Origin of the sequence: Micromonospora humidisoli, from assembly GCF_016900955.1 — a bacterium.
Classification (GTDB): Bacteria; Actinomycetota; Actinomycetes; order Mycobacteriales; family Micromonosporaceae; genus Micromonospora; species Micromonospora wenchangensis.
The window spans coordinates 433,711-448,980 of the sequence record NZ_JAFEUO010000004.1 but is presented as its reverse complement, the minus strand read 5'-3'; the positions used below and the strand labels follow the sequence as shown (position 1 = coordinate 448,980).

The following is a 15,270-nucleotide window of genomic DNA, read 5'->3' as shown; positions in this document are numbered from 1 at the left end:
CAAGCGACGCGACCGAGCGACGCGACCGGGCCGGGCCGGGAGCGGGGTGGGTCAGTCGGCGCGGCGGGTGGCGGCGATGGCGAGGTCCACCAGGGCCTGCCGGGCCTCGGTGTCGAGGTCGACGCCGGTCAGGGCGGCCAGCGCGGTGTCGGTCAGGGTGACGATGCGTTGCTCGGTGCGGGCCAGCGCGCCGGTGCCGGCGATCACCTCACGGAGCCGGGCCACCCCGTCCGCGTCCAACTGCGGATCGCCGAGCCGGCCGAGCAACAGCTCCCGACCGGCCTCGTCGGCGGCCTGGACCGCCGCCGCGACCAGGTAGGTGCGCTTGCCCTCGCGCAGGTCGTCGCCGGCCGGCTTGCCGGTCTGCGCCGGGTCGCCGAACACCCCGAGCACGTCGTCGCGGAGCTGGAACGCCTCGCCGAGCGGCAACCCGTACGCCGAGTAGGCGGTGCACACGTCGGCGGAGGCGCCGGCGAGCGCGCCACCGAGCAGCAACGGCCGCTCGACGGTGTACTTGGCCGACTTGTACCGGGCCACCTTGCCCGCCCGGTCCAGCGAGACCTCCCCGGTGGCCTGGGTCAACACGTCGAGGTACTGCCCGACGGTGACCTCGCCGCGCATCTCGTCGAAGACCGGCCGGGCCCGCGCCACCGTGTGCGGGTCCAGCCCGGCGGAGTGCAGCAGCTCGTCGGACCAGACCAGGCACAGGTCACCGAGCAGGATCGCCGCCGCGTCGCCGAAGGCGTCCGGGTCGCCGCCCCACCCGTGGGCGCGGTGCCGGGTGGCGAACCGCCGGTGCACGGCGGGCTCGCCACGCCGGGTGTCGGAGCGGTCCATCAGGTCGTCGTGGATCAGGGCGCTGGCCTGGAAGAACTCCAGCGCCGCCAGGGCGGTCACCACCTGGTCGGCGTCCACCCCGCCGGCGCCCCGGAATCCCCAGTAGGCGAACGCCGGCCGCAGCCGCTTGCCGCCACCGAGCACGAACCCCTCGACGGTCTCGGCGATCGGCGTCAGGGCGTCGTCGATGCCGGCCATCCAGCTACGCCGGCCGGCCAGGAACTCGGTCAGCGCCTTGTCGACACGCTGCCGCAGGCCGGCACGGTCGACGGGGGAGACGGGAGCAGCGTGGGTCACGCCACGACGCTAGCCGGTCCCCGCCGCTGCCGCCTCACCAGCGTCTCGGCGCGTCACCCGGTCCGCCTCCCGCCCCGTACGACAGGCGGGCGCGGCACCGCGACGGCGGGGGCCGGCCGTTGCCCGCACCGGGCCCGGCCGACGGCCGGCCCGGGACGGCCCGGCGTCCGGGGACCGGCCCGACGGGTGCGGTCCGGCCGCCGGGCCCCCGACGGCGGTCCGGCGGCCGGCGGCCCGATCGGGGCGTCGAGCACGACGGCGAGCTGCCGCCGCCAGCGGTCGCCCGGGACGCGCACCGAGCGTTCCCAGCGGGACACCTCGTGCCGGGTCAGGGTGGCGGTGCCGGCGGCGGCGCAGAGTTCGTCGGCGAGCCGCCGCTGGCTCCAGCCCCGGGCCAGCCGGAGCTGCGTGATCAGCCGCCCGAGCGGGCGGGGGTCGGACGGGGTCATCGGGCCTCCGGCGGTTGTCGGCGCGGCCCGCCCGCCCCGCAGGGCGGCCGACGTGCCGCTGTCGTGTGCTGCCGACCCCCGCGCGTGACCCCGGGCGTCGGCCCCCACCGACGCCACCCGCGCCCCCTCGTTCTACCCCCGGGGTACGACGGGCGACCGTCACCGGGTTTCGGTGGGCGTCGATGCTCAGGTGGGAAGTGCGTGGGGGTGGGCGGCGACGCCCGCTAGAGTCGTCTCGTGGCGCTCGGTCTTCCCTCCGTCCTTCCCAATCCCCAGCCGGCGATCGGGGAGCTGATCCGCGACCGCCAGCCGACGTTCTCCTTCGAGTTCTTCCCGCCCAAGACGGCGCAGGGGGAGCGGCTGCTCTGGCAGGCGATCCGGGAGCTGGAGCCGCTGCGCCCGTCGTTCGTGTCGATCACCTACGGGGCCGGCGGTTCGACCCGGGACACCACGGTCGCGGTGACCGAGCGGATCGCCACCGAGACCACGCTGCTGCCGATGGCGCACCTGACCGCCGTCAACCATTCCGTCGCCGAGCTGCGCAACGTGATCGGGCGGCTGGCCGGCGTGGGGGTACGCAACGTGCTCGCCGTGCGGGGTGACCCGCCCGGTGACCCGGGCGGCGAGTGGGTCCGCCACCCGGAGGGCGTCGACTACGCCGAGGACCTGGTCCGGCTGGTCCGTGAGGCCGGTGACTTCAGCGTCGGGGTGGCCGCCTTCCCGTACAAGCATCCCCGCTCGGCCGACGTGGCCAGCGACACCGCGCACTTCGTGCGTAAGTGCCGGGCGGGCGCGGAGTTCGCCATCACCCAGATGTTCTTCGACGCCGACGACTACCTGCGGCTGCGCGACCGGGTGGCGGCGGCCGGCTGCGACACGCCGATCCTGGCCGGGGTTATGCCGGTGACCCAGATCGGCACCATCGAACGCTCGGTGCAGCTGTCCGGCGCGCCGTTCCCGCCCGCGTTGGCCGCGCGGTTCGAGCGGGTCGCCGACGACCCGGAGGCGGTCCGCCGGCTCGGCATCGAACAGGCCAGCGAGATGTGCGCCCGGCTGCTCGACGAGGGGGTGCCCGGCATCCACTTCATCACCCTCAACCGTTCTCCCGCGACCCGGGAGGTGTGGCGCAGCCTGCGGGCCGACGCCCGGGTGTGAACGCGCCGGCCCCGACACCTCGACCGCGCCGCGACGGTTGACCGATGGTGGGCACACAGCTGAAGTGGGACGAGTACGCGACCGCGTGGGCGCGGTTGCACGGCGGCTTCGACCCCCGGGTCGCCGCGCCGGTGGTCCGTGCCTGGCTGCGTTTCGCGTACCACGTCGGTTACGTGCTGGGTCGGCTGCGGGTGACCCCGACCGCGGTGACCGTCGGCGGGGTGCTGCTCTGCCTGTGCGTGCCGCTGTTCAGCGCCCGGTCGGCCCACGGGCCGATCGTCGGCGCGTTGTTCGTGCTGCTCGCCTCGGTCGCCGACAGCGTCGACGGGGCGGTCGCGGTGGCCACCGGCCGGACCACCCGGCTCGGCTACGTCTACGACTCGGTCGCCGACCGGCTCGGTGAGATCGCCTGGCTGGCCGCGTTCTGGCTGGTCGGAGCGCCCGGAGCGCTGGTGGTCGCGGCCGGCGCGCTGTCCTGGCTGCACGAGTACGTGCGGGCCCGCGCGGTCGCCGCCGGGATGCGGGAGATCGGCGCGGTCACCGTGGGGGAGCGGCCCACCCGGGTCTGTGTCGCCCTGGTGGGGTTGCTGCTGGCCGGGCTGACCGGGCTGATCGACCCCGATCTGGCCGCCGGCACGATCACCATGGCCGCCGCCGTCTGGGTGCTGCTGGCCGGCTTCGGCCTGGGCCAGCTGCTGTCCACCGTCCGCCGGGCCCTGCTCGACGCCGGCTGACCCGCCCGCCCCGACGGGTCGGGCAGGGGCGGGGGCCTACCAGGCGGGGCCGATCTCGTCGGCGACGATCTGCGCGGACAGGGTGACCATGGGCAGGCCGCCGCCGGGGTGGGTGGAGCCGCCGACCAGCCACAGCCCGTGCACCGGGCCCCGGTTGGCCGGGCGGAGCAGCCCCCCGGCCGTGCCGTAGATCGACCCGCCGGGCGCGGCCGTCGTGGCGTCCAGGTCGGCGGGGGTACGGATCTCACGGAACACCAGCCGGTCCCGCACGTCGACCCCGCGCGCGGCGAGCACGTCGAGGACCCGGTCGGCGTACGCGTCGGCGAGCCCCGGCCGACGCCAGTCCACGGCGTCCGGGGCGGTGCCGTGGCGGGCGGCGTTGACCAGCACGAACCACGCCTCGTGCCCGGCCGGGCGGGCGGTCGGGTCGTCGGCCACGGTGACGAAGACCGTCGGGTCGGTCGCCGGCCGGGCCCGCACCCCACGCCCGGGGTCGCCGAAGACGGCGTCGAACTCGGCGTCGTAGTCGGCGGGGAAGAAGACGTTGTGGTGGGCCAGCCCGGAGTCACCGCGGACCCCGAGCAGCAGCACGAAACCGGCGAGGCTGCGGTCGGTGAGCGCGGCCAGCCGGCCCGGGTGCGGCAGCAGGTCCCGGTAGACGGTGAGCGCGTCGGCGTTGGCGACGACCACGTCGGCGGGGACGGGCGCGTGCACCCCGGCCAGGCGTACCCCGTGCACCCGGCCGCCGGCGGCGTCGATCCGGGTGACCGTCTCCCCGGTGCGCACCGTCACGCCCAGGTCGAGGCAGCGGGAGAGCAGCGCGTCGGCCAGGGTGCCCAACCCGCCGCGCAGGTACCAGCCGCCGAAGGTCAGCTCGGCGTAGGGGACGGCGACCAGCGCGGCCGGGGCGCGGCGCGGGTCCGCGCCGGTGTAGGTGGCGTACCGGTCGAGCAGCATCCGCAGCCGGGGGTCGGACAGGTGGCTGCGGCCCAGCCCGCGCAGGGTGCGGCCGGGCCCGATCGCGGCCAGGTCACCCAGCCGCCAGGCCAGCGCGGCCAGGTCGCGTGGCGAGTCGACGGTACGCCGCAGGATGTCCCGGTGCGACGCGGTCCACACCCGGGCGGCCCGCCGCCACAGCCGCCGCCAGTCCGCGGCGGCCCGGTCGCCGAGGGCGGCACCGATGCGGGCGGCGAACTCGTCGGGGTCGGCGCACGAGTCGAGGGCCGGCCCGCCGCCGGGGAAGACGTGCCGCACGATCGGGTCCAGCGGGACCAGGTCGAGATACTCGTCGAGTTTCGCGCCGGTCGCTTCGAACAGCTCGTGGAAGACCTGCGGCAGGGTGAGCAGGCTCGGCCCGGTGTCGAAGTGGAAGCTGCCCGCCGGGGTGTCCTGGACGTGCCGGCCGAGCTTGCCGCCGACGGTGTCGGACCGTTCGAAGACGGTCACCTCGTGCCCGCTGACGGCGAGCCGGGCGGCGGTGGCCAGCCCGCCCACGCCGGCGCCGATGACCACGATCCGCGCCATGCCGTGCCTCCTAGCTGACCGGACGGCCCCGCCAGGACAGGCGACGCCGCTTCCGCAGATGGTACGACCGCAGCGTCAGCCAGCCGAGCACCACGACCGAGCCGGGGTGGGCCAGCGCGTCGGGCCAGGCCCGGCCGCCGGTGGCGCGGGCGCTCACCACCCGCCCGGCGACTCCCGCCGCGTACCCGGTCAGGGCCAGCCCGGCGGCCGGCGGCGAACCCGCCACCAGCGCCGCCACCGCCAGCAGCGGCGGCGCGCTGTAGAGCAGCAGCAGCGCGGCGACCACGGTCGCGGCGGCCACCGGGTGGCCGAAGGTGGCCCAGAGCGACTTGGTGTAGCCGTCGCGCAGCTGCGGCCAGCTCTCGTACATCAGGCAGGTGGCCAGCCGGGAGCCGTCGGCCAGCGCGATCCGCCCGCCTGCGCGTTTCACCGCCCGGGCCAGCTCGATGTCCTCCAGCACCCGGTCGGCGACGGCGGCGTGCCCGCCGGCCCGCTCGTACCCGGCCCGGTCCACCAGCAGGAACTGCCCACCGGCGGCGGCCAGCGACGGCCGCGGCGAGCGTTCCATCGCGCGCAGCGGCAGGAAGGTCAGCCACAACCACTGCAACAGCGGCTGCACCAGCCGGTCACCCACCGTCCGCACCATGATCCCCGGGTACGCCGACAGCAGCGTCGCCCGCGCCGCCCGCAGCTCGGTCACCGCCGCCGCGACCGCGTACGGGGTGAGCACCACGTCGGCGTCGACGAAGGCGTACACGGTGGCGGCCGGCCCGGCGTGCCCGGCGAGCTGGTGGCAGGCGTGCGGCTTGCCCAGCCAGCCCGGCGGCGGGGTGACCCCGGTGTGCAGGGTGACCCGGGGGTCGTCGCCGACCACCGAGCGGACCACCTCGGCGGTGCCGTCGGTCGAACCGTCGTCGAGCACCACGATCCGCAGGCCGGGCACCCCCTGCTGGGCGAGCAGCGCGCGCAGGCACGGGGTGACCCGGTCGGCCTCGTCGCGCAGCGGCAGCAGCACCGCCACCGTCTCGTCGACCCCGACCGGCCCGTCGACGGGCCGGCGCAGGAAGTACCGGGCGTTGACCCAGGTGTGCGCGGTCAGCGCGGTCACCGCGACGGCCAGCACGAGCGCGACGACGGTCACCGCCACGCCCCCGTCGACCCGGGCCGGGGTTGCCACAGGGTCGGCGTCGGCCCGCGTCGTGCCGGCGGGCCGGTCCGGGTGCCGGTCATGCCGGGGTGTCGACGCCGGTGCGTCGCGGTGCCGGCCGGTCGGCGGGCCGGCGGCGGGCGCGCAGCAGGGTCACCGCCAGCGGTACCGCCACCACCGCCATGCCCACCGCGCCCCAGATCGCCGAGGCGGGCAGCCGGAGGAAGACGGCGTGCGCCAGCACGCTGGAGAAGTACGTCCACAGGTAGAGGGCGAACATCGGATCGTCGCGGGGGCCGGTGACCGCGACGGCCGGCCCGGCCAACGGGCGCAACGCGCTCATCAGCAGCACCGCGAACAGCAGCCAGCCCAGGTAGTTGCTGACCGGGATGCCGGGCAGTCCGGGCAGCGCCGGGGTGGCGTCGCGCCACACCCAGTAGCCCTCGGCCACCATCTGGGGGTCGAGGAAGAGGTCCCAGCCGGCCAGTCCGACGGTGGCCAACGCCACCCGCCCGACGTGCCCCGCCCACCCGGCCGACGCGGCGTCGGGTCCCCGACCGGTGGGCGTGGTCAGCCGGACGGCGGCCAGCCAGGCGGGCCAGGCCATCCAGGTCCAGGCCAGCGGGATGATCAACGGCACCCCGGCCAGCTTCGGCCCCAACTCGCCCGAGTAGTCGTAGCTGCCGAACGGGAAGCCGGTGGCCACCCCCAGCGCCTCGATGGCGAACCCGCCGCCGGTGGCCACCGCGACCAGCGCCGCCGCCGTACGGGCACCCCGGGTGAGCAGCGCGTGCCCCACCGCGAGCAGGTAACCCAGCACGACCGTGGCGACGGTGAGCCGGGCCCGGGTGACCCCGCCGGTCAGCGGGTAGCAGATCTGGATCAGCACCAGCAGGGCCAGCAGCAGCCAGGGGACGTGCCGGCGGGTCACGACGAGGCCGGGCCGGACGTGTCGGGTCGGGGCAGCGGCAGGTCCCGGCCGAGCACCCCGAACGGTCGTTCGTCACCGGGGAACCGGAAGTGCCGCAGCACGTCGACGAAGCCGAACCGGCGGTACAGCCGCCAGGCCCGCGACGCCTGCTCGTCGGCCTCCGGGGTGGACAGCAGGGTGGTGCCGCCCTCGGCGAGGCTGAGCAGGGCGGTGAGCTGCCGGGCGCCCAGGCCGTGCCCCTGCGCGGGCGGTCTGACGTGCAGTTCGACCACCTCGAAACAGTGGGTCAGCCAGCGCCGCCGGGCGTCCGGGGGCAGCGCCCGGTAGACCTGGTCGTGCCACCACTGGCCACCCGCGCCGAGGTAGCCGTACCCGAAGCCGGCCAGGTGGCCCTCGCTGGTGAGGCTGGCGACGGCGCGGAACCCGGGCCGGCGGGCGTGGGTGGCGATGTAACCACGGCGGGCCTCCAGCAGGTCGCTGCGGTAGCCCATCGCCTCCCCGTACACCGCGACCACGTCGTCGAGCCGCCGGACGAGATCCTCCGGCGTCCACCGCACCAACCTCATGCGCGTCCTCTCACGGTTGCGGATCACCGTCGGCGACCCAGCCCAGCACCGACCGGTCACCGACCACTGCGCGCACCTCGAAGCGCGCGAACAACTCCTCCGCGTACCACCCTTCGGTGGGGGTGCGGGTGATCGCCGCCCGGTGCTCCGGGTGACGGTACGCGAAGGCCACGAGGTCCGTCGGGTCGCGCCACACGCTGACCGTGCCCTGCCAACCCAGCGGCGCCTCGCCGACACCGAACCGGGCGAGCAGCCCCGGCGCGGCGTGCAGCGCGGCGGCGACCGGCGGGACGGCCTGCCAGAAGGTGAGCGCACGGCGGGGACGCAACCGGGCCCGGGTCAGCGCCAGCACCGGCCCGTCGACCCGGCCGCCCGCCGGCTCGCCGAACGGACGCCGGCCCGACCACTCGCCCCGGCTGGTCACCGGGCGCAGCTCCAGCCGGGCCGAGGCGCGGGCGATCCGGGCCCAGGAACGGCCCACCGGGGAGGCGTCGAAGTCGGCGGCCGCGGCGGGGGAGTCCCACACCACCAGCGCGGCCCACCGGGTCAGGTCGGCGTCCCCGGGGCCGAAGCCGGTGCCGGTCCCGGTGCCGAGCAGTTTGCCGAACCGTACGCCGGGGGTGCGTCGCAGCTGCCACGGATGCCGGGCCATCCGGGCCAACGCCCGGCCCAGGGCGGCCCGGGGCACCCGCCACACGTGCAGGGTGACCAGCTCCGGGGTGGTGTTCACGCCACCTCGGCGGGGGTGCCGCCGGTGATCCGCAGCAGCTCCGGGTAGGTGGTGGGGAAGACCGCCTGCGGTACGCCACCGGCGGCCCACACCTGCTGGTGCCCGGCCAGGGCGGTGTCGACCAGGGTGCGCAGCGGCCCGGGGTGGCCGACCGGGGCGACCCCGCCGATCACCTGCCCGGTGTGCGTGCGGACGAAGTCGGGGGTGGCCCGGCGCAGGTGGGTCACCCCGAGCCAGGCGGCCAGGCCGGCGGTGTCGACCCGGTGTGCGCCGGAGGTGAGCACCAGCAGCGGCGTGTCGTCGGCCTCGAAGACCAGCGAGTTGGCGATCGCGCCGACGGCGACGCCCAACGCGTCGGCCGCCGCGACGGCGGTGTGCACCGCCTCGGGCAGCAGACGGACCCGGCTGGCCACGCCGGAGGCGTCCCGCGCGCCCGCGTCGTCGAGCGCCCGCTGCACCGCCTGCACGTTCGGGTGTGACTGCATGCGGCCATTGTCCCCGGTACGCCCCGACGCCCCGCAGCCGGCCGCCCACCGTGGCGGGTCAGCGGGCGGGCGGCGACCCGGGCCGGGTGCCGGGCCAGTGCCCGGTGGCCCGGATCCGGCCGTCGGCGGTCACCAGCAGCGCCTCGTGGTCGGCCAGGCCGGTCAGCCAGGTCAGCGCGTCGTCGGCGTCCCGGGTCATCGCCGCGGTGGCGTACACGTCGGCCCAGAGCAGTTCCGGCCCGACCACGGTGACCGACCGCAGCGCGGTCGCCGGTCGGCCGGTACGCGGGTCCACGATGTGCGCGCCGCGCCTGGCGGTGCCCGAAGTGGCGACCGCGCCGTCGCGCCGGTCCAGCACGTCCAGCAGGTGGCCGGGGCGGTCCGGGTCCTCGATGCCGACCCGCCAGGCCGGCCGGTCCGCCCCGGTGCGCAGCAGCACGTCCCCACCGGCGTTGAGACAGAGGTCGTGCCCGGCCAGATCGGCCAGCCATCCGGCCGCCCGCTGCACCGCCCAGCCCTTGACCAGTCCGGACGGGTCATAGCCGGCACCGCCGGTGGGCAGCGGCAGCCGCCTGGCGTCGAACCGGCCGCCGGTGCGCGTCCGGGCCAGCTCGCACAGCTCCGCCACCTCCCGCACCAGCGGGCTCGCGGTGGCCGGATCGGGTTCCCGCCCGGCCAGCTCTCCGATCTCGCTCTCCGGCCGGTAGGCGCTGAACGTCGCGTCGATCGAGCCCAGCCAGGTGAAGAACCGCTCCACCCGGGCGGCGACGGCGTCGTCGTGCACGTCCGGGCCGCGCAGGTGCACGCTCACCGGCAGCCCCATCACCTGCACCACCCAGGCCCGCCGGTCCAGCTCCGCCGTCCGGCCCGTCGGGGTGCTCATCTCAGGTGCGCCGCGTCGATGGCGGCCTGGAGGGATTCGCGGTAACCGTCGCTGGTGACGGTCGCCCCGGACACGGTGTCGATCCGGGCGCTCTGCGCGGTGAGCGCCGCCTGCCGCAGGACCGGCACCGCGTAGTCGTTGATCTGCTGGTCCCGGAAGTTGCCGTCGGGCACCTGGAGTGCCGTGACGTCGGTGATCCGCCCGCCCGCCACGGTGATCCGGACCTGCACCGGCCCCCACCGGGTCTGCGCCACCGACCCGTCGTAGCTTCCGCCGCTGTCGCCGGTGGGCGGTTCGGTGGACGGGTCCCCGGAGCCGGGGGTGGTGCCGCCGCGGTCGACGGCGACGGCACTGCTCCCCCCGCCGACGCCCATGGTGCTGGTCCGGTAGCTGAACAGCAGCACCAGGGCGGTCACCGTGGAGAGCAGCCAGATGGTGATCCGTCGCACGGTTCCCCCTTCCCGCCCGTCACCAGGCGAAGCGTTCGTGATGGACGTGCCGCTCAGGCACCCCGGCGGCCCGGGTCGCGGCCTGCACGGCGTCGACCCAGCCGTCCGGGCCGCACAGGTAGACGTCGTGGTCGGCGATGTCGGGGGAGAGCCGGCGCAGCGCCTCGGCGTCCGGCAGCCCGGCCGCGTAGCCGGGCAGCCAGGCGGGCTGCCGGCCGCGCGGACCGACCAGGTAGTGGACCGACACGCCGCGGTCGACCGCGAGCCGCTCCAGCTCCGCCCGGAAGGCCAGCTCCTGCGGGGTACGCACGCGGTAGAGCAGCACCGCCTGCCCGGGTGCGTACGGCAGCTCCCGGAGCAGGGCCAGCAGCGGGGTGACGCCGATCCCGCAGGCGAGCATGGTGATCCCGCCGCCACGCCAGTGTTCCCCGGTCAGCCGCCCGTACGGGCCCTCCAGCAGCACCCGGGTGCCCGGTCGCAGGGTGGCCACCCGGGAGCTGTCGTCGCCGAGGTCCTTGACGGTGATCCGCATCAGGTCGCCCGTCGGCGGGGCGGATAGCGAGTACGGGTGCGCCCGGGACCAACCGGGGCCGGCCAGGAAACGCCAGCCGAAGAACTGCCCGGCCCGGACCGGCAGCCGGTCCAGGTCCCGCCCGCGCAACCAGACCGAGGTGACGCCGGGCGCCTCGGGGACCACCGCGGCCACCTCGACCCGGTGCCGCAGCGAGCGGTACGCCGGCAGCCCGAGCCGGAACACCAGCACACTGCCCAGCGCCCCCAGGTACGCCGTCCACCAGTACGCCCGCGCGGCGGCCGAGGAGACGAAGTCCGCGCCGGTCCACAACTGGTGCGGCAGCGCCAACCCGATCCCCAGGTACGCGTACAGGTGCAGCAGGTGCCAGGACTCGTAGCGCAGCCGACGGCGGGCCGCCCGGACGGAGCTGACCACCACCAGCACCAGCAGTGCCAGCGCGGCGGTGGCCAGCAGCATCCCCGGGTACCCGGTGACCAGCAACCAGAGCTGTGTCACGGGGTTCTCCCGGGCCGTGCCGGCGTACCCCAGGGTGGTCAGCAGCACGTGGGCCAGCAGCAGGTGGAACGAGGTGAAGCCGGCCAGCCGGTGCCAGCGGGCGATCCGGTCCTGGCCGAAGCGCCGTTCGACGAGCGGCACCCGGGCCATCAGCACCACCTGGACGAGCATCAGGTCGGCGCTGAGCAGGCCGGTGAGCCGGCCGGCGGAGGTGAGGCCGGTGGCCACCCCGGAGAGCAGTTCCTGCACTCCCCGGTCGGCGGTCCAGAGCGCGACGACGACCAGCAGGCTGAGCACCGCCGCGCTGCCGGCCAGGTCGGCCCACCAGCCGGGGGCGGTGGGCAACGGTCGGCGCGGGGTGTCCCGGCCCAGGACGGTGGTGCTCATCAACGGGTGGTTCCGGCGGGTCCTTCACTCATGCGTTCCACCCTGCGGCGGCGACCTCGGGTCAGGCTTTGCCGTCACTGTGCGCCGGCTGGGAATCGTCGCTGGCACGCCGTACGCCGGACGTTGCGTTTTCGTCGGGGGCAGGGTGTACTGTCAGGGCAGTTAGAACGAGTGTTCGATTCACTCGCACACCCGTTCCAACGCCCCCGGGGCGGTGTTTCGCGGCGTCGACCCGGGCAGGTGCGGTTTCGCGGACCGCACCGGGTTCCGGGCAGTCGCGAGCCCGGTCCCGTCAAGGCAGGTCGTCGCCCGCCGCCCTCGACCCCCGGGCGGCGGGCGACGAACCCGCCGGTTCGCCGGCCGGGTGTGGTGTGGGGAAGCATCCGCACCCGGCCGGCCCCCAGCGGTGCGTCTTCCTCCGCACCACCCGCCCCGGGCGTCGCGCCGGTGGAGCCTCTCCACCTGGCGTCCCGCCCGACCCGGTCACGCGGAGGAGACAGTCATGCCGACCAACCCGGCCCAGGCGCCGACGGTGCCCGCGCACGTGTTGCCGCACCGCACCCCGACCCAACTCCTCGCGGCGGCCCGCCACGGGCTGGCCGAGGCCGCCCAGACCCGTCCCGACGGGCTGCGCTACGCCGCCGCCCACCTGGCCGCGCTCCGCGCCGCCGCCGCCCTGCTCGCCGCCCGGGCCCGGCCCGCGCCCGCCCGCCGCCGCCGGATCACCAGCGTCTGGGTGCTGCTCGCCGGGGTCGCCCCCGAACTGGACGAGTGGTCCCGCTACTTCGCCGCCACCGCCGGCAAGCGGGCCGCCGCCGAGGCCGGCATACCCCGGGTGGTGAACGCCCGGGAGGCCGACGACCTGCTCCGGGCCGCCGAACAGTTCGTGACGGTGGTGGAGCAGGCGCTCGGAGTGACCCACCAGCCCGCCCTCGACGGTCTCGCCGCCTGACCCGGCCGTGCCCGGGTCCCCGCCGGGCACCTGATCCGGCCGGGCACGGGCACCTCGACGCAGCGTCCCACCGCGTCCGGGGCGAGCACGCAGTGCACCTGATCCACGCAACGACACGACGGGGGGTTGGTCCGATGGCGGGCCGCATGGTGGTCGGTTCCGCCGCACTGGCCGATCTGGTCCGCCCGGCGAGCGCCCCGGACCCGGCCGGCAGCCACCGGGTGCTCCCGGTGGCACCGGAGCTGACCGGCCTGCTGCCGCACCGGGGGCTGCGTCGGGGTAGCACGGTCGCCGTCACCGTCGGCCAACCCCGGCGCAGCGGCGGCACCTCCCTGGTGCTGGCGTTGCTCGCCGAGGCGTCCCGGGCCGGGTCGTGGTGCGCGGTGGTCGGGGTGCCCACGTTCGGGGCGGGCGCCGCCGCCGAGGTCGGCATCGCCCTGGACCGGCTGGCCCTCGTCCCGCACCCCGGTCCGGAGTGGCCGACCGTGGTCGCCGCCCTGATCGACGGGGTCGACGTGGTGGTGACCGCCGTACCGCACACCGTCGCCGCCCCGGTGGCCGACCGGCTGGCCGCCCGGGCCCGACAACGCGGCTGCGTGCTCGTGCCGTACGGCCGGTGGACCGGCGCGGACGTCACGCTCCAGGTGGTCCGGGGGGTCTGGGAGGGGCTCGGGCCGGGACGGGGTCGGCTGCGCCGACGCGAGGTCACCGTGTCGGCACGCGGGCGCGGCGCGGCGGCCCGTCCGAAGGAGATCACGATGTGGCTGCCCGGCGACGGGCTCACCCGGGTCGTGCCCCGCGCCGCGCCGGCCGTCCCCGTCGGACCTGCCGTCCCCGTCGCGCCGGCCGTCCCCGTCGGGCCCCGGCCGGGCGGATTCACCGTGGTCGGGTCCGGGTGACCGGCGCGCCCATCCGTACCCTGCTGCTCTGGTGCCCGGACTGGCCGGTGCTCGCCGCCGAGATCGTCGACGGGGTGCCCGCCACCGGCCCGGTGGCCGTGCTGCACGCCAACCGGGTGGTGGCCTGCTCCGCACCGGCCCGCGCCGCCGGGGTACGCCGGGGCCTGCGCCGCCGGGAGGCGCAGGGGCGCTGCCCCGCGCTGACCGTCGTCGACCACGACCCCGGCCGGGACGCCCGCGCCTTCGAACCGGTCGTCGCCGCGGTGGAGGAGGTCGCCGCCGGGGTCGAGGTGGTCCGCCCCGGCGTCTGCGCGCTCGCCGCCCGGGGGCCCGCCCGCTACCTCGGCGGTGAGGAGGCCGCCGCCGAGCGGATCATCGAACAGGTCGCCGAGTCCTGCGCGGTGGAGAGCCAGGTCGGGATCGCCGACGGGGTCTTCGCCGCCGGTCTCGCCGCGCGTACCGGACAGGTGGTGCCGCCCGGCGGGACCCCGGGGTTCCTGGCCGGGCTGCCCGTCGAGGCGATCGGCCGGCCGGCCCTGGCCGACCTGCTGCGCCGGCTCGGCGTACGCACGCTCGGCGGGTTCGCGGCGCTGCCCGCCGGTGACGTGCTGGCCCGGTTCGGCTTCGACGGGGCCCTCGCCCACCGGCTCGCCGCCGGGCACGACCACCGGCCGCTCGCCGTCCGGCAGCCCCCGGTCGACCTGACCGTCACCGCCCACCACGATGAGCCCCTCGACCGGGTCGACGCGGCGGCCTTCGCCGCCCGGATGCTCGCCGAACGGCTGCACGCCCGGTTGGCCGGGCACGGGCTGGCCTGCACCCGGCTCGGCATCGAGGCGGTCACCGCACACGGTCAGGAGCTGCACCGGGTGTGGCGACACGACGGGTTGCTCACCGCCGCCGCGATCGCCGACCGGGTGCGCTGGCAGCTCGACGGCTGGCTCTCCGGCAGCACCGGTCGGGCCGGTGCCCGACCGGCCCGGCCGACCGCCGGGATCGTCCGGCTGCGGCTGGTGCCCGACGGGCTGCTGGCCCGGGGTGGGCTGCAACCCGGCCTGTGGGGGGAGGCCGGCGAGGAACGCGACCGGGCGCACCGGGCGCTAAGCCGGGTGCAGGGCATCCTCGGCCCGGAGGCGGTGGTCACCGCCGTGCTGGGCGGCGGTCGGTCCCTGGCCGACCAGACCCGCCTGGTCCCCTGGGGCGACGAACGCCTCCCGGCCCGCCCCGGCCCGCCACCGCTGCCGGGCGCACCGGCCAAGCCACCACTGCCGGGCGCATCCGTCACGCCGCCGGTGGACGGGTCGTCGGGTGTCGTGCCGCCGCCGTCGGCCGGAGCGGGTCGGGGTGGTGCTGAGGTGACGGGTCGGGGCGGTGCCGCGCGGGCCGGGCGGCGGGGGAGTCCCGTACCGCCCTGGCCGGGGCGGCTACCGCCCCCCGCGCCGGCCGTGGTGCTGCCCGTTCCGCTCACCGCGACCGTGCACGACGTCACCGGGGAACCGGTGCTGGTCAGCGCCCGGTTGGCGGTCAGCGCCGCGCCCGCCCGGCTGGCCGTCGGCGGCGCCGCCCCGACGGAGATCGTCGGCTGGACCGGTCCGTGGCCGGTGGACGAGCGGTGGTGGGCCCCCGCCGAGGCCCGCCGTCGGGCCCGGTTCCAGGTCTGCCTGGCCGACGGTGCCGCCCTGCTGCTGGCCGTCGAGGCGGGCCGGTGGCTGGTGGAGGCGATCTATGACTGACCGGTGGTCCGCGCTTGTCCGGTCGGTGTGGCGTCCCGTCCGGGGCCATCCCGCGTCCCGACGATGTTTCCGGGTGAGCGGT

15 protein-coding genes and 1 pseudogene are annotated in these 15,270 nt (G+C 76.6%); 5 read left to right on the top strand and 11 right to left on the bottom strand.

Going from position 1 to position 15,270, the window contains the following annotated elements; all coding sequences use genetic code 11:
* Positions 1 to 51: 51 nt before the first annotated feature.
* Entirely contained in the window at positions 52 to 1,134 is a 1,083-nt protein-coding gene (locus tag JQN84_RS16790) for a polyprenyl synthetase family protein (RefSeq protein ID WP_204959302.1), read from the bottom strand.
* Between the two features lie 53 nt (positions 1,135 to 1,187).
* Positions 1,188 to 1,583, bottom strand: coding sequence for a helix-turn-helix domain-containing protein (locus JQN84_RS16785; protein WP_204959301.1), 396 nt, complete (start codon positions 1,581 to 1,583; stop codon positions 1,188 to 1,190).
* A gap of 237 nt (positions 1,584 to 1,820) precedes the next feature.
* On the opposite strand from JQN84_RS16785, the gene metF reads away from it, so the two are divergent.
* Positions 1,821 to 2,738: a methylenetetrahydrofolate reductase [NAD(P)H] gene (gene metF, locus JQN84_RS16780; protein ID WP_088643011.1), complete on the top strand. Its 918-nt coding sequence runs from the start codon at positions 1,821 to 1,823 to the stop codon at positions 2,736 to 2,738.
* Between the two features lie 44 nt (positions 2,739 to 2,782).
* On the top strand, positions 2,783 to 3,472 hold the full coding sequence (locus tag JQN84_RS16775) for a CDP-alcohol phosphatidyltransferase family protein (RefSeq protein WP_204959300.1): 690 nt from the start codon (positions 2,783 to 2,785) through the stop codon (positions 3,470 to 3,472).
* Positions 3,473 to 3,508: 36 nt separating this feature from the next.
* Here JQN84_RS16775 and JQN84_RS16770 read toward each other — a convergent pair whose 3' ends face one another.
* From JQN84_RS16770 to JQN84_RS16730, 9 genes are all read right to left on the bottom strand, one after another.
* On the bottom strand, positions 3,509 to 4,996 hold the full coding sequence (locus JQN84_RS16770; protein ID WP_204959299.1) for a phytoene desaturase family protein: 1,488 nt from the start codon (positions 4,994 to 4,996) through the stop codon (positions 3,509 to 3,511).
* Between the two features lie 10 nt (positions 4,997 to 5,006).
* Positions 5,007 to 6,119: a glycosyltransferase family 2 protein gene (locus JQN84_RS16765; protein WP_372445996.1), complete on the bottom strand. Its 1,113-nt coding sequence runs from the start codon at positions 6,117 to 6,119 to the stop codon at positions 5,007 to 5,009.
* Between the two features lie 103 nt (positions 6,120 to 6,222).
* Positions 6,223 to 7,074, bottom strand: a complete 852-nt coding sequence (locus tag JQN84_RS16760; protein WP_204959298.1) for a carotenoid biosynthesis protein — start codon at positions 7,072 to 7,074, stop codon at positions 6,223 to 6,225.
* On the bottom strand, positions 7,071 to 7,640 hold the full coding sequence (locus tag JQN84_RS16755) for a GNAT family N-acetyltransferase (protein WP_204959297.1): 570 nt from the start codon (positions 7,638 to 7,640) through the stop codon (positions 7,071 to 7,073). Before JQN84_RS16755 ends, JQN84_RS16760 begins: the two co-directional genes overlap by 4 nt.
* A 10-nt stretch (positions 7,641 to 7,650) precedes the next feature.
* A complete protein-coding gene (locus JQN84_RS16750; RefSeq protein WP_204959296.1) occupies positions 7,651 to 8,370 on the bottom strand; it encodes a monooxygenase in 720 nt (239 codons plus the stop codon).
* Positions 8,367 to 8,855 (bottom strand): YbaK/EbsC family protein, encoded by a 489-nt coding sequence (locus JQN84_RS16745; RefSeq protein ID WP_204959295.1) that lies wholly within the window; start codon positions 8,853 to 8,855, stop codon positions 8,367 to 8,369. Before JQN84_RS16745 ends, JQN84_RS16750 begins: the two co-directional genes overlap by 4 nt.
* A gap of 58 nt (positions 8,856 to 8,913) precedes the next feature.
* The gene (locus JQN84_RS16740) at positions 8,914 to 9,738 is read right to left on the bottom strand and encodes an FAD:protein FMN transferase (protein WP_204959294.1); all 825 of its coding nucleotides are present in this window, start codon (positions 9,736 to 9,738) and stop codon (positions 8,914 to 8,916) included.
* On the bottom strand, positions 9,735 to 10,187 hold the full coding sequence (locus tag JQN84_RS16735; protein ID WP_204959293.1) for an FMN-binding protein: 453 nt from the start codon (positions 10,185 to 10,187) through the stop codon (positions 9,735 to 9,737). The genes JQN84_RS16740 and JQN84_RS16735 overlap by 4 nt, the downstream gene beginning before the upstream one ends.
* Positions 10,188 to 10,206: 19 nt before the next feature.
* Positions 10,207 to 11,604 carry a ferredoxin reductase family protein gene (locus tag JQN84_RS16730; RefSeq protein ID WP_204959292.1) on the bottom strand — a complete coding sequence of 466 codons (1,398 nt, stop codon included), beginning with the start codon at positions 11,602 to 11,604 and terminating at the stop codon, positions 10,207 to 10,209.
* 502 nt (positions 11,605 to 12,106) lie between these two features.
* On the opposite strand from JQN84_RS16730, the gene JQN84_RS16725 reads away from it, so the two are divergent.
* The 3 genes and pseudogenes from JQN84_RS16725 (at position 12,107) to JQN84_RS16715 (ending at position 15,188) form a co-directional block, all read left to right on the top strand.
* Positions 12,107 to 12,556, top strand: coding sequence for an SAV_6107 family HEPN domain-containing protein (locus JQN84_RS16725; RefSeq protein WP_204959291.1), 450 nt, complete (start codon positions 12,107 to 12,109; stop codon positions 12,554 to 12,556).
* A gap of 134 nt (positions 12,557 to 12,690) precedes the next feature.
* The gene (gene imuA', locus JQN84_RS16720; RefSeq protein WP_204959290.1) at positions 12,691 to 13,455 is read left to right on the top strand and encodes a DnaE2-dependent mutagenesis accessory factor ImuA'; all 765 of its coding nucleotides are present in this window, start codon (positions 12,691 to 12,693) and stop codon (positions 13,453 to 13,455) included.
* Positions 13,452 to 15,188 (top strand): annotated as a pseudogene (locus JQN84_RS16715) (DNA polymerase Y family protein). The gene imuA' and the pseudogene JQN84_RS16715 overlap by 4 nt, the downstream one beginning before the upstream one ends.
* Positions 15,189 to 15,270 lie beyond the last annotated feature (82 nt).